Source organism: Bradyrhizobium sp. UFLA05-112 (assembly GCF_053572325.1).
Map to the genome: position 1 here is coordinate 1 of NZ_JBANBK010000008.1, position 12,572 is coordinate 12,572.

Below are 12,572 nucleotides of genomic sequence, written 5' to 3' on the forward strand. Positions count from 1 at the left end.
CTCGATGAACCATGGCGCATCGATCCGGTCATGGCGCAGGGCCGCCAGGAAGGTCATGGTCTTCCAGCGGCCGTGCGGAACCTTGGCGGGAAGTCTGTGCCCGCGCGGCGCCCATCCCCGCAAAGGCGCCATATCGGTTCTGGTCCAGGTCTCGTCGATGAAGACCAGCCGCTCAGCTTCGACGCGACCTTGATACTTTGTCCATTGGAGGCGCCGCCGCGCCACCTCGGGTCGATCGCGTTCGCCAGCCGCCACGCTTTTTTTTGAAGCTGAGCTTCTCGGCATGCACGAAGTCCCACACCGAGTGGTAGTCGACCTTCAGGCCGCGTCCGGCAAGCTCGGCAACCAGCCCCCGTATGGTGAAATCGCCGTCCTTGATCCGCTGCGACAGCCAGAGCGCGTGCTCGCCCGAAATTGCCTTCGGCTTGTAGCCGCCTATCTGACCAGGCTCAACGCTGCCGGTCTCATCGACCCGCTTCATCCAGCCGATGGCCGTGCTGATCGCCACACCAAACTGCTTGGCCGCCTGATTGCGGGACATCCCGCCCTCGATTGCCGCCACGACGCGCTTGCGAAGATCCAGAGAGTACGGCTTGCCCATCCATGCTGGCCTCCGTCCAGCCAGCATGGTGAATCAGAAACAAGCTGATTTGGGAATCCCAAATCGATTCAACCTAACCCCATCCCGCTTTAGGAATCTACGGCTGCTTTCCCGCCAGCGCCTGGTCGATCGCGCAGCCGCCGATCTCGCTGATGGCGCGCGAGATCACGTCGCCGTTTTTGGCAAAGCCGTCCGACAGGATATCGAACTGCGAGCGGGCAAGCCGAAGCATCACGATCGGCACGGCGACCACGGTCAATCCGCCCCAAAGGCCCAAATCGCGGGCAAAGGCGCGGCCCGGGCCTGCCATTCACGCTTTCCCCATGCGTCCGATCCGCCCCAGATGGGTGAAGCCGAAGCCGGCCTGATATTTCAGGCCGTAACCCAGCGCCCGGTCGATGCCGATATGGGCGAGCCAGATCATGGCGATGGAGAGCAGGAGCGGCCATTCCAGCGCAAAGCCCACCGTTAGCAGTGCTACCGGGATCATGTAGCTGTGTGCGGCATTGTAGACGATCGCGCCGGACCGGCTGTCGGCGAGGTATGCCAGGAAGCTGAGATCCGGCGCCAAGATGAGCAGGGCGAAGACCAGCCACGACCCGCCCCAGACCGCATAGAGCAGCATCATGCCGGCAAACAGCGTCAGCCCCTCCAGCCGGAGCAGGACCTTGACGCCGCCGGTCACCTCGCCAGTTGCCGTGACTGCATCGTCCATCTGAATCTCCTGGGATAGGCCCTTGTAATTCCTTGGGCTTTTTAGCCCGTCCGGGCGCGGCGGGCATGCGCAAAGCGGCTTTCCGGCCCGCAAAATGCCGTGTTAGAACCCGCAGCCAATCGCACCTTTAAGAACTGGCGGGAGCAAATGAAGCATATCCTGGACGCCCTTGAAGAACGCCGCGCCGGCGCCAAGCTCGGTGGCGGGGAGAAGCGCATCGAGGCGCAGCACGCCCGCGGCAAGCTGACCGCGCGCGAGCGCATCGAGCTGCTGCTCGACAAGGGATCGTTCGAGGAGTTCGACATGTTCGTCGAGCACCGCTCCATCGAGTTCGGCATGGAGAAGAGCAAGGTGCCGGGCGACGGCGTCGTCACCGGCTGGGGCACCGTCAACGGCCGCAAGACTTTTGTGTTCGCAAAGGATTTTACGGTGTTCGGCGGTTCTCTTTCGGAGACCCATGCGCTGAAAATTACAAAACTTCAGGACATGGCGATGAAGGCGAGGGCGCCAATCATCGGCCTTTATGATGCGGGTGGCGCGCGCATCCAGGAGGGCGTCGCGGCGCTCGCGGGCTACTCCTACGTCTTCCGCCGCAATGTCATCGCCTCCGGCGTGATCCCGCAGATCTCCGTCATCATGGGGCCCTGCGCCGGCGGCGATGTCTATTCGCCGGCCATGACTGACTTCATCTTCATGGTGAAGAACACCAGCTACATGTTCGTCACCGGCCCCGACGTGGTGAAGACCGTTACCAACGAGGTGGTCACGGCCGAGGAGCTGGGCGGCGCCTCCGTGCACACCACACGCTCCTCGATTTCCGACGGCGCGTTCGAGAACGACGTCGAGGCGATCCTCCAGATGCGCCGCCTGATCGACTTCCTGCCGTCGAACAACAGCGACGGCGTGCCGGAATGGCCGAGCTTCGATTCCATCGAGCGGATCGACATGTCCCTGGACACGCTGATCCCCGACAATCCGAACAAGCCCTACGACATGAAGGAGCTGGTGCTGAAGGTCGTGGATGAGGGTGACTTCTTCGAGATCTCGGAAGCCTTCGCCAGGAACATCATCACCGGCTTTGGCCGTATCGCAGGCCGCACCGTCGGCTTCGTCGCCAACCAGCCGATGGTGCTGGCCGGCGTGCTCGACAGCGACGCATCGCGCAAAGCCGCGCGCTTCGTCCGCTTCTGCGATGCCTTCAACATCCCTATCGTCACTTTCGTCGACGTGCCGGGCTTCCTGCCGGGCACCGCGCAGGAATATGGCGGCCTGATCAAGCACGGCGCCAAGCTGCTGTTCGCGTATTCGCAGTGCACCGTTCCACTGGTGACCATCATCACCCGCAAGGCCTATGGCGGCGCCTTCGACGTCATGGCCTCCAAGGAGATCGGCGCCGACATGAACTACGCCTGGCCGACCGCCCAGATCGCGGTGATGGGCGCCAAGGGCGCGGTCGAGATCATCTTCCGCGCAGACATCGGCGACCCCGACAAGATCGCCGCTCGCACCAAGGAATACGAAGACCGCTTCCTGTCACCGTTCATTGCGGCGGAGCGTGGCTATATCGACGACGTCATCATGCCACACTCGACCCGGCGGCGGATCGCGCGGGCGCTGGCGATGCTGAGGGATAAGAAGGTCGAGATTCCCGCGAAGAAGCACGACAATTTGCCGTTGTGAGGGGGAGCCTAGGGTGGGTTAGCGACTTGTCCGCCGTAGCTCGAAGAGCGAAGGTGGAAGCACAACCCACCGGCTGAACCGACCGCGTGTCAGAGTGTCGGTGGGTTACGCTACGCTCACCCACCCTACAGATTCGATCCTGAACCTGATGACCGAAGACGACCCGACCGACGAGATTTCAGACATCGAAGCGCGGATCGAGGCGTTGGCCGAGATCGCCGAACGATGCCGGAAGTTCATTCTGGCCTCGAAGATCGCGATCGCGGGTGGCGGCGGATTGCTGCTCGTCACGATCCTCGGCCTGATCGGATCCGGTCAGGTCGCAGCGCTCGGATCGATTGCCTTGGTGCTCGGCGGCATCGTGTCGCTGGGATCGAACGTCAGCACGCTGCGCCAGACCGACGCCGCGATCAGCGCTGCCGAGGCGCTACGGGCGGAGTTGATCAGCCGGATCAATCTACGCGTGGTGCACGATGCGCCGATGAAGTTGATGTGAGTTGCGGCCACGTGCGCGGTGCGTAGGATGGGTTAGCGTCAGCGTAACCCGCCGGCTTTCCGTGGCGATAGAAGCGGCGGGTTTGCAGCCTCGACGACCGCTCTCGCGTCATTTTTCATTGGCGGGAACTGCCTATATCATTGCGGCAGACGAGATCGACGTCCGTCCGGGGAAATCCAGCCATGTCCACGCTGTTCGCCTTCCTGCACCATCTCTGCGCCTTCACGCTGGTTGCGGCAGTCGCGATCGAGTTCACGCTGATCCGGCAGGAGTTGACGATGGAGTCGGCACGCAGGCTCCAGCGCACCGATCTCGTGCTCGGCATCGCGGCCGGCGCGCTGTTCGTGGTCGGGTCGTTGCGGGTGTTCTTCTTTGAGAAGGGCTCCGACTACTACCTGCACAGTCACGCCTTCATGACCAAGTTCTCGCTGTTCATCATCATCGGCCTGCTGTCGATCATTCCGACACGGGAATTCCTGTCCTGGACCGCGGCGATCAAGGCGGGTAAGGCGCCGGTGATCGACGCGAAACGCAGGCGGCTGGTGACGTCGATCATCCATGGCGAGCTCGCGGCGATCGTCGTCATCCTGCTCTGTGCGGCCATCATGGCGCGGGGAGGGTGGGTTTAGCCGACCGCATCGGCGATCCTCCGCAGCAAACGAGCCCGTGGAGGAACCCATACCAGCAGCCTTCCTTGCCGGGTGTCGAGGCCGGTGCAGACATTGCGTGGCGGAAGACCTGCTGCGAAAGATGGGCTATAAGTTGTCGTGGCTCAATGCAGCCGAAGCGACGGGCCTGCATCGACAATCCGTCGGCCCCACAATAGCGAGACGTCCGGCCCGTTAACCACCGGCGCTCTCTAGCTCCAGACCAGAGGAGCAACAATATGAAGCCAAACGCCCCCGAAGAGTTTCTCGCCAGCTTGATGGATGGAAGTCGCCTGGTGATCAAGGGCAGCACGATGCCGCCCCGGGATCCTGATGACGATGAAGAGGACGAGGAGGACGATGAGGAAGAAGAGGACGAGGACGACGAACCGGCGGTCGTACGCGAACCGGACGAAGACTAGAATAGTGGATGGCAGTGGCGTACAATATCTCCCATGAGTTGGGATGCGAAAGACGTAGCGCTGCTCAAAAGACTCTGGGGCCAAGGCCAGAGTGCCGCGCAGATCGCGCGCCGTCTCGGGTGTAGCCGTAACGCAGTCTGCGGCATGCTAACTCGCTTGGGTCTGAAGCGCGGCCACAAGCCGCCAACGGCAAAACCCCAGATAAGGTCGGTCCGGAGGCAAGAGGCGGTGTTGTCGGCTGCCTGCGCCCAGCCGGCAGCAAAGAAGGTCTCGCGCAAGACAACAGACAAGCAGCCCAAGGAATTCAGCAAGCGCCAGCTTTACGCCATGCTGGCTGAAGCGGTCAGGAATACGGGCTAGCGGTTCACGGCGCCGCCGTTGCGGCTCTCCCTCGATAGCGGGCACCACAGCACCGCCAAGCGGCCTGGGCCCGTCAGCCCTGCGACATGCGCGTCCTCTGAGCGCCGATCCGTGCTAGGTTCGAGGGCGGCAGGGAGCACCTGCTTCCTGCTTCATACCGAACGGGAGAACGACATGCCTGAGAGCATCTACAAGGTCATAGAACTGATCGGTACCAGCACTGACTCCTGGGAAAAGGCCGCCAGCAACGCGGTCGAGCAAGCCGCAAAATCCCTGAGGGACCTTCGCGTCGCCGAGGTCATCAAACTCGATATGCAGCTGGACGCGAAGGGGAAAGTGGAAGCCTATCGCGCCAAACTCAACGTGTCGTTCAAGTTCGAGGGCAACTGAACTCAAGCAAACCTCGCCTGGCGAGGGGATCTTGCGCATGCCAAAGCGCTCAGCCGCGGCACTCCCATTCAAGGCCATTGGAGTGCGTAGGGCGGGTTAGCGAAGCTAACCCGCCCTTTTTGTTCGCAAGGCACACTTGGCGGATGACGCTTCGCCATTCCGCCCTACGAAGCCAGTCGCTGCCTACGCCGCCTTGTTCTGCCGCTTCATGACTTCCTCTGCGCGCTTCTTCAGCTCAGCCGGCGATACGTCCTCGATGTGGGTGCCGATGTGCCATTGGTTGCCGGCCGGATCCTTCACGCCGCCGCTGCGATCGCCATAGAACTGGTCCGTTGGCTCCATCAAGGGGGTGCCGCCAGCCTTGACCGCCTTCTGATAGACCGTATCGACGTTGGGCACGTAGAGATACAGCATCGTGGACGTTGCCTGTGCTCGCTCCGAGGAGTCGGCAATCATCACGATGGAACTTCCTATTTTGAACTCGGCATGCATCACCTTGCCGTCGGGCCGCATCATCGGCTCGAACAAAGGCTGCGCACCGAAGGCGTCTTTCATGAAGCCGATGACCTTCTCCGCGCCCTCGACGACGAGATAGGGCGTGACAGTGTGGTATCCTTCGGGAACCGGCTTTACCTGTGTTGCCATGGCTGTCTCCTTTGGTCTGATGGACTTGATCCATGCAGGACGACCCCACGTGCCCCTGTTTTGTTCGGAATGTTCGATCCCTTCTTTGGACAAAGTATGACCGCCGTTGTGCGTTCCCGGCTGCGCGCGTGTCAGTTTCGCGCAACCTACCTGAATGCAAGGTTCAGCCTGAGTTCATTTCGTCGGCGCGAAACTTCCTTTGCATCATTCAACGCTGATTGAAGAGGAAGACATCATGGAGCGCCGCCACTTTTTGAAACTCGCATTCGGTGTTGCCGCCGGTGCCGCTGCATTGACGGCGGCGGCGCAAGCTGCGCCCCTGGCGCCTCAGCCCATCGAAGGCCCGGCCAACCTGCCGCGCGGCAATCCCGAGATCCATCCCGCTGTCACCAGCAGCGAGGAGGCCGGTCAGCTCAAGCCCGAGGAGGTGCGCTGGCACGGCGGCGGTCATCATTGGGGCTGGCATCATCACCGCCATTGGGGCTGGCGCCGGCGACACTGGGGTTGGCATCATCGTCACTGGGGATGGCGTCGCCGTCACTGGGGATGGCGCCATCGCTGGCACCGTCGCCACTGGCGTCACTGGTAGGGCGTGCTGCAAGCTGCCAGTCGAATCAGAAAGGGGATCGCGTGGCGATCCCCTTTTTCGTGCCCACGAAAACTTCAGGCGTTCAAAAAGAAGATGGCCGCGCGGTGGAACGCGCGGCCATGCTGTTACGCCAAAATCAGATCAGACCGGGCGGCAGCGGCCGGCCCACCAGCGGAAGCCCCACGGACAGACGCGCGGACGGGCGACGACGACCGGAGCGACGACGACAGGTGCGGGTGCTACCATGACCGTACGGCCCATCGGGCGGCAGCCGCCATAGGGGCCGCGATACCAGCCGGGCCCGCAACCGCCAGCGGCGCTGGCTGCTTCGCTGAAACCGACGACAACGCCGGCGAGCATAATGGCGGCAAGAAGATACTTCATTTGAGCTCCCTTTTTCGGTCCTTGGGTCACGCGCTTGCGGCGCACAATGAATCAAAAGGTACGATTCGGCATGTTAAATTTTGGCGACATGCCGAAGCGGCGCGATCCAAATTGGCAATCATGACCTGAATGCGGCATGAACGACGCCGTTCATGCTGCTTGAAGCGACAGGGTAGGGCCAAAGCGTGATGAGTGGGGTGAATCGTCATCGCGCATTGGCTTATTGTTTGAGCATAATCTCCGCGCAAGCGCGTACCGCGCTGGTCGCGCGGGGACGGTCACACGCCATTGTGTGAGTTCACGCGATTTGCGTGATTACTCGTGCCCGTTGCCGAACAGCGCGGCAAACTGCTTCTCGCCGGTGCGGGTGAAATTCACCACGCGGCTGCCGGGCGTGGCATCGCGAGCCGCCCATTTCAATTCGGTGAAGCGCTTCATCATGGCCGCGCCGAGCGTGCCGGCGAGATGATGCCGCCGCTCGCTCCAGTCGAGGCACGCCTTGCAGACCGGCCGGCGCGGATGGGTGAGCATGTCGGGCGAGATCTGCAAATGCTTTGCGAGGAAGCGCTCGCCCTCGACCGTGAGCTCGATGTCCTGCTTCTTCTGCTTCACCAGGCGCCGCTCGCGTAAGGAGTCGAGCATCTGCACGCCGAGGTCGCCGGCGAGATGGTCGTAGCAGATGCGCGCCCGCCGCAGCGCCGGATCCTTCGGCCCGGTGCGCACGCGCATGTGGCCGGCGCGGGCGGCAAGTCCCGCAAGTCCCTCGAGCACGCCAGCGACGTCGGGGTCGGTGAGGCGGTAGTAGCGGTGCCGGCCCTGCTTCTCCGGCTCGATCAGGCCGCCGGCCTCGAGCTTTGAAAGATGTGAGCTCGCGGTCTGCGGCGTGATCCCGGCCTCCTGCGCGAGCTCGCTTGCGGTGAGCGCGCGGCCGTTCATCAGCGCGGTGAGCATGTTGGCGCGGGCGGGGTCGCCGACGAGCGAAGCGACCATGGCAATGTCAGGTCCTGCTTTCATGCTTCGATGATAACCGAAGCATTGGTGTGCGGCAAGGGCGTAGGCTGTGGCCAGCTCGTTATTGCGAGCGAAGAGTGACGGACAAATCGGAAAGCCGATCCTCACCCTGAGGAGCGCGCCCTTGCGCGCGTCTCGAAGGGCGAGGCCACCGGCCGGGCCTTCATCCTTCGAGACGCGCGTTCCGCGCTCCTCAGGATGAGGGCCGGCACGGTTGATTGCGTCGCGATGCTCGCAATGACGGAAAAAAGGAGAACCCACCGTGTCCATCACCGTCTTCATCCGCTACCAGCTCGATCCCTTCAAGCGCGCGCAGTTCGAGGATTATTCGAAACGCTGGCTCACCATCATCCCGAAATGCGGTGGCGATCTCATTGGCTATTTCATGCCGCACGAGGGAACCAACAACATCGCCTTTGCGCTGATCTCCTTCGAAAGCTTAGGCGCCTACGAGGCCTATCGCGCGCGGCTGCGCCAGGACGCCGAGGGGTTGGCGAACTTCCACTTCGCCGAGGAGAACAGGTTTATTCTCGCGGAGGAGCGGACGTTCCTGCGCAAGGTGGTATTGTAGGCGCAAACCAAGACGAAGGAGGCGCCCCATGATCGCCGTGATCTTCGAGGTCTGGCCGAAGCCGGAGCACCGGCAGCATTATTTCGATCTCGCGGCCGATCTGAAGCCGATCCTCCAGACCATCGATGGCTTCATTTCGGTCGAGCGCTTCGAGAGCCTGACCGAGAAGGGCAAGGTGCTGTCGGTTTCGTTCTGGCGCGATGAGGCGGCCGTGGAGGCCTGGCGCAAGACGATGGAGCATCGTCGCGCGCAAGCCAAGGGCCGCGGAAGCTTCTTTGCCGATTATCGCCTGCGGATTGCCAGCGTCGTCCGCGACTACGGCATGCAGAATCGCGACGAGGCGCCGAAGGACAGCCGCGCCGTGCACGATGCGCACTAGCGCTGCACTGGGGCTGCCGGGCGCACACTAGCGCTGCCCCGGATGGGTGCCTATGTCTGCGCGGCCAACAAGGGAGAGAAACATGCACGTTACGACCGCGGACAAGCGCGCGACATTCAGGAGGATGCACGAGAGCGGCTGCTTCATCCTGCCCAACCCGTTCGACGTCGGCAGCGCCAAGGCCCTGCAACATCTCGGCTTCAAGGCGATCGCCTCATCGAGCGCCGGCTTTGCCTGGACGATCGGGCGCGCCGACAACCGCGTCACCGTCGACGATGTCTGTCAGCATCTGGCAGCATTGTGCTCGGCCATCGACATCCCCGTGAATGCGGATTTCGAGGGCGGCTTCGCGGTCGAGCCGGACAAGGTCGCGGAAAATGTTGAACGCGGCGTGCGGACCGGTGTTGCCGGGCTGTCGATCGAGGATTCCACCGGCGACAAGGACAAGCCGCTCTATGATCGCGCGCTCGCAGTCGAGCGCATCAAGGCGGCGCGCAAGGCGGTCGGTGACAGCGGCGCGCTGCTGGTCGGTCGCTGCGAGGCTTATCTGTGGGGCGTGAGCGACCTCAAGCTCGTCATCGACCGGCTCACGGCCTACGCCGATGCCGGTGCTGATTGCCTCTATGCGCCCGGACTGAAGACGCGCGAGGATATTTCGGCCGTGGTGAAGGCGGTCCATCCTAGGCCGTTCAATCTCCTGATCGGCGCCTCCGGCCTGTCCCTGCAAGAGGCCGCCGATCTCGGCGTGCGCCGGATCAGCGTCGGCGGCTCGCTCGCTCGCGTCGCCTGGGGCGGCTTCATGCGCGCGGCGAAAGAGATGGCGGAGAAGGGCACGTTTGCCGAGCTCGGGAGCGGCTATCCCGGCGGCGAGCTGAACAAGATGTTCGGCTGATACATGACAAAAACGGCGGGACGTTAGCGTCCCGCCGTTTTTGTATTTCTGCAGCGTTACTGCGCCTTGCCGGCGTCAGACGGTGCGGTCGGAGCCGGGGCTGGCGGAGCCGGTTGGCTCGGTGCCGCACCCGTGGTCACGCCGGGCGCAGTGTTGCTCTTCGGCGTCACGTCGCGCATGCCCGGAGGCGCGGCCGGATTTGCAGGTGTCGTCTGTGCGGTCTTCGCCGGCGGTTCGGTCGAGGCCTGGTTCACGCTGGTATTGTTCAAGCCGTAGAACACTGCGCCGAGCACCACCGCGATTGCGACCGCAAACAGCGCGATCTTGCCGCTGGAGGCGGGGCCTTCGCCAAGCTCGGGGTCCGCCTGGAGGTCGGCGTCTCGTCGCGCGGCGCGAAGATACTCATCCTCACCGATGGGACGATAGGGGTCATTCGGAAAACGGTCATCGGCCATCGCTTGATCTCCTCGAATGGACTGACCAGACAACCCGGGGATGCGAATTTCGGTTCCGGGGGATCTCATGCTTTCGTCGCATGTTGCCGCGCGCGCTGGAATCGGGAACCTGTTCATTCCGGATGAAACTTGTTCATCCTGGAACCTTCGACGTAAGTTCCGCTCTCGAAACGGGATGACATCCGATGTGGAGCCTGCCACCCAGCGACAGCGTGCTGCATATCCTTTCCCTCGTCGCGGTCGCGGCGCAGGGGATGACGGCTGCGCTTGCCGCGGGTCGGCGCAGCATGGACTGGCTCGGCGTCTGCTTCCTCGGCTGCATCACGGCGCTTGGCGGCGGTACGCTGCGCGATCTCTTCCTCGGCCACTATCCGCTCGGCTGGGTGCAAAACCCCGTCTATCTCGCGCTCAGCGGCGGCGCGGCCTTCATTACGATTCTGTTCGCGCACTTCGTGCATCGGCTCAAGCTGGCCTTCATCGTGCTCGACGCGATCGGCCTTGTGGTCTTCACCATGACGGGCTGCGACGTCGCCTGGCAGATGGATGCCTCGCTGCCCATCGTGATCGTCTCCGGCATGGTGACGGGCTGTGCCGGCGGCGTCTTGCGCGATGTCCTCTGCAACGACGTGCCGCTCTTGTTTCGTTCCGAGCTTTACGCCAGCGTCTCGGTGGTGACGGGCCTGTTCTACGCCACCGCGTTCGGGCTGAAGATCAACGACGAGCTCTGGACCATTCTCACCTTCGTGCTCGGCATCAGCTTCCGCCTGCTCGCGGTCCGCTACAAATGGGAGATGCCGAAGTTCGTGTTCACGGGGGACGAGAAGTAGTGCTTCTTCGCCTCTCCCTGCGCGCGGCTGCTTAATCGCATTTGCGCATCCACAAACTCCGTCATGCCCAGGCTTGTCCCGGGTATCCACGTTCTTGCCGCGCGAACGGGCATGGATGGCCGGGACAAGCCCGGCCATGACGAGGCGGAAACTTCAGCCCGCACAGAGCCTACCGCAAGCGGGGAGAGGGGACTAACTACGGCCCCTGGCTCCGCGCCTTCCCGACCTGCGCCGCCGTGACCAGCGGCGCGGCATTGCCCCAGGAGTTGCGGATGTAGTTCGTCACCGCTGCGATCTGTTCGTCCGACAATTGTTTGGCGTAGCCCGGCATCTCGCCGGTGTTGGGGGCCCGCGGCGTCGTCACGGTGTGGGCGCCGTCGAGAATGACGCGGAGCGTGGAGGACGGATTGTCCGATTGCAGCAGCGCATTGCCGGGCAGCGGCGGGTAGATGCGCGGCGCACCGGAGCCGTCGGCTTCATGGCAGGCAATGCAGAGCTTCGCATAGACCGCCTGGCCCGTCTTCATCTCGGCGTCCGATGGCGGCGTCACCGCTGGCTCGTTCGGTCCCGGGGGCAGCCCCTTCAGGTAGACAGCCATGGCGTGCACGTCGGCATCGCTCATCTTCGAGGTCGAGTTGACGATGACCTCGGCCATCAGCCCGTCGGCGTGGCTCTTGGCATTGCGTCCGCTCTGGAGATATTCGGCGATCTCGTCGACGCTCCACGACTTCAGCCCGCTTCGCACGGCGCTATCGAGCCGCGGTGCAAACCAGCCATCCACCTCGTTGCCCGAAAACGCCAGCTTGCGCTTGTCGGCGCCAAAATAGTTCTTGGGCGTGTGGCAGGCGCCGCAATGGCCGAGCCCTGTGACGAGATAGCCGCCGCGATTCCATGCCGCGCTCTTGAACTGGTCGGGTTCGAACAGGCCGGGCTTGAAGAATAGCCAGTTCCAGGCGCGCATCAGCGATCGATAGCCAAACGGCCAGCGCAGCTCCGGCGACTTGACGCGATTGCTGACGGGCGCCTGCGTCGAAAGATACGCGCGGATTGCCAGCGTGTCGTCCTTGGTCATCTTGGTGAAGTAGGGGTAGGGGAACGCCGGATAGTAATGCGAGCCGTCCGGAGCGATGCCGAAGCGCAGCGCGCGGGTGAAGTTGGCGTCCGTCCAGCCTCCGATCCCGGTGTCGCGATCCGGTGTCAGGTTCGGCGCATAAATCCCGCCAAAGGGCGTGTCGATGCGCTTACCGCCCGCGAACGGTTTTGCGGGGTCGGCGGTGTGGCAGCTCGCACAGTCGCCGGCTTCCACCAGCGCCTTGCCGTGGGCGATCGCCTCCGGTGACGGCTCGCTGGCGGTCGCTACGACCGCACTGCACAACGTGAGCCCTGCTACCAGCGACGCCAGAATCGTCCGCATTCCCGGCCTCCCCCTGCGACCAATCGCCATGGGACGCATTATAGACGCGTTACGTCGTTTCGCGACGCCCCGGGTATGCTGACACAAATTGAAA

General features: G+C 63.2%; 18 protein-coding genes and 1 pseudogene. 11 read left to right on the plus strand and 8 right to left on the minus strand.

Annotated elements, in window-relative coordinates:
- From SO180_RS06490 to SO180_RS06500, 3 genes and pseudogenes are all read right to left on the minus strand, one after another.
- Window positions 1-601, minus strand: a pseudogene (locus SO180_RS06490) (IS630 family transposase); the annotation flags it as partial.
- Window positions 602-698: 97 nt separating this feature from the next.
- Complete coding sequence (locus SO180_RS06495) at window positions 699-911, minus strand: hypothetical protein (protein WP_449378134.1); 213 nt, start codon at window positions 909-911, stop codon at window positions 699-701.
- Window positions 912-1,316 (minus strand): DUF4260 domain-containing protein, encoded by a 405-nt coding sequence (locus SO180_RS06500; protein ID WP_449377992.1) that lies wholly within the window; start codon window positions 1,314-1,316, stop codon window positions 912-914.
- A gap of 147 nt (window positions 1,317-1,463) precedes the next feature.
- On the opposite strand from SO180_RS06500, the gene SO180_RS06505 reads away from it, so the two are divergent.
- The 6 genes from SO180_RS06505 (at window position 1,464) to SO180_RS06530 (ending at window position 5,311) form a co-directional block, all read left to right on the plus strand.
- Window positions 1,464-2,996, plus strand: a complete 1,533-nt coding sequence (locus SO180_RS06505; RefSeq protein WP_449377993.1) for an acyl-CoA carboxylase subunit beta — start codon at window positions 1,464-1,466, stop codon at window positions 2,994-2,996.
- Between the two features lie 148 nt (window positions 2,997-3,144).
- The gene (locus tag SO180_RS06510; RefSeq protein ID WP_449377994.1) at window positions 3,145-3,492 is read left to right on the plus strand and encodes a hypothetical protein; all 348 of its coding nucleotides are present in this window, start codon (window positions 3,145-3,147) and stop codon (window positions 3,490-3,492) included.
- 182 nt (window positions 3,493-3,674) lie between these two features.
- A complete protein-coding gene (locus SO180_RS06515; protein ID WP_449377995.1) occupies window positions 3,675-4,121 on the plus strand; it encodes a DUF2214 family protein in 447 nt (148 codons plus the stop codon).
- 257 nt (window positions 4,122-4,378) lie between these two features.
- The gene (locus SO180_RS06520) at window positions 4,379-4,561 is read left to right on the plus strand and encodes a hypothetical protein (protein ID WP_449377996.1); all 183 of its coding nucleotides are present in this window, start codon (window positions 4,379-4,381) and stop codon (window positions 4,559-4,561) included.
- A gap of 33 nt (window positions 4,562-4,594) precedes the next feature.
- Window positions 4,595-4,921: a GcrA family cell cycle regulator gene (locus tag SO180_RS06525; RefSeq protein ID WP_449377997.1), complete on the plus strand. Its 327-nt coding sequence runs from the start codon at window positions 4,595-4,597 to the stop codon at window positions 4,919-4,921.
- 174 nt (window positions 4,922-5,095) lie between these two features.
- On the plus strand, window positions 5,096-5,311 hold the full coding sequence (locus tag SO180_RS06530) for a dodecin family protein (protein ID WP_449377998.1): 216 nt from the start codon (window positions 5,096-5,098) through the stop codon (window positions 5,309-5,311).
- A gap of 183 nt (window positions 5,312-5,494) precedes the next feature.
- Here the strand turns inward: SO180_RS06530 and SO180_RS06535 are convergent, their stop codons facing one another.
- A complete protein-coding gene (locus SO180_RS06535) occupies window positions 5,495-5,956 on the minus strand; it encodes a VOC family protein (RefSeq protein ID WP_449377999.1) in 462 nt (153 codons plus the stop codon).
- Window positions 5,957-6,191: 235 nt separating this feature from the next.
- On the opposite strand from SO180_RS06535, the gene SO180_RS06540 reads away from it, so the two are divergent.
- Window positions 6,192-6,545, plus strand: a complete 354-nt coding sequence (locus SO180_RS06540) for a twin-arginine translocation signal domain-containing protein (protein WP_449378000.1) — start codon at window positions 6,192-6,194, stop codon at window positions 6,543-6,545.
- Between the two features lie 141 nt (window positions 6,546-6,686).
- On the opposite strand, the gene SO180_RS06545 is transcribed toward SO180_RS06540, so the two are convergent.
- A complete protein-coding gene (locus SO180_RS06545) occupies window positions 6,687-6,929 on the minus strand; it encodes a GCG_CRPN prefix-to-repeats domain-containing protein (RefSeq protein ID WP_449378001.1) in 243 nt (80 codons plus the stop codon).
- Between the two features lie 315 nt (window positions 6,930-7,244).
- A complete protein-coding gene (locus SO180_RS06550; protein WP_449378002.1) occupies window positions 7,245-7,943 on the minus strand; it encodes an ArsR/SmtB family transcription factor in 699 nt (232 codons plus the stop codon).
- A gap of 259 nt (window positions 7,944-8,202) precedes the next feature.
- On the opposite strand from SO180_RS06550, the gene SO180_RS06555 reads away from it, so the two are divergent.
- The 3 genes from SO180_RS06555 (at window position 8,203) to SO180_RS06565 (ending at window position 9,782) form a co-directional block, all read left to right on the plus strand.
- On the plus strand, window positions 8,203-8,511 hold the full coding sequence (locus SO180_RS06555; protein WP_449378003.1) for an NIPSNAP family protein: 309 nt from the start codon (window positions 8,203-8,205) through the stop codon (window positions 8,509-8,511).
- Between the two features lie 28 nt (window positions 8,512-8,539).
- Window positions 8,540-8,890: an antibiotic biosynthesis monooxygenase family protein gene (locus tag SO180_RS06560; protein ID WP_449378004.1), complete on the plus strand. Its 351-nt coding sequence runs from the start codon at window positions 8,540-8,542 to the stop codon at window positions 8,888-8,890.
- Window positions 8,891-8,972: 82 nt separating this feature from the next.
- Window positions 8,973-9,782: an isocitrate lyase/PEP mutase family protein gene (locus SO180_RS06565; RefSeq protein WP_449378005.1), complete on the plus strand. Its 810-nt coding sequence runs from the start codon at window positions 8,973-8,975 to the stop codon at window positions 9,780-9,782.
- Between the two features lie 56 nt (window positions 9,783-9,838).
- Here SO180_RS06565 and SO180_RS06570 read toward each other — a convergent pair whose 3' ends face one another.
- The gene (locus tag SO180_RS06570) at window positions 9,839-10,237 is read right to left on the minus strand and encodes a hypothetical protein (RefSeq protein ID WP_449378006.1); all 399 of its coding nucleotides are present in this window, start codon (window positions 10,235-10,237) and stop codon (window positions 9,839-9,841) included.
- Window positions 10,238-10,422: 185 nt separating this feature from the next.
- On the opposite strand from SO180_RS06570, the gene SO180_RS06575 reads away from it, so the two are divergent.
- A complete protein-coding gene (locus tag SO180_RS06575) occupies window positions 10,423-11,064 on the plus strand; it encodes a trimeric intracellular cation channel family protein (protein ID WP_449378007.1) in 642 nt (213 codons plus the stop codon).
- Between the two features lie 196 nt (window positions 11,065-11,260).
- Here the strand turns inward: SO180_RS06575 and SO180_RS06580 are convergent, their stop codons facing one another.
- A complete protein-coding gene (locus SO180_RS06580; protein WP_449378008.1) occupies window positions 11,261-12,478 on the minus strand; it encodes a cytochrome c in 1,218 nt (405 codons plus the stop codon).
- Window positions 12,479-12,572 lie beyond the last annotated feature (94 nt).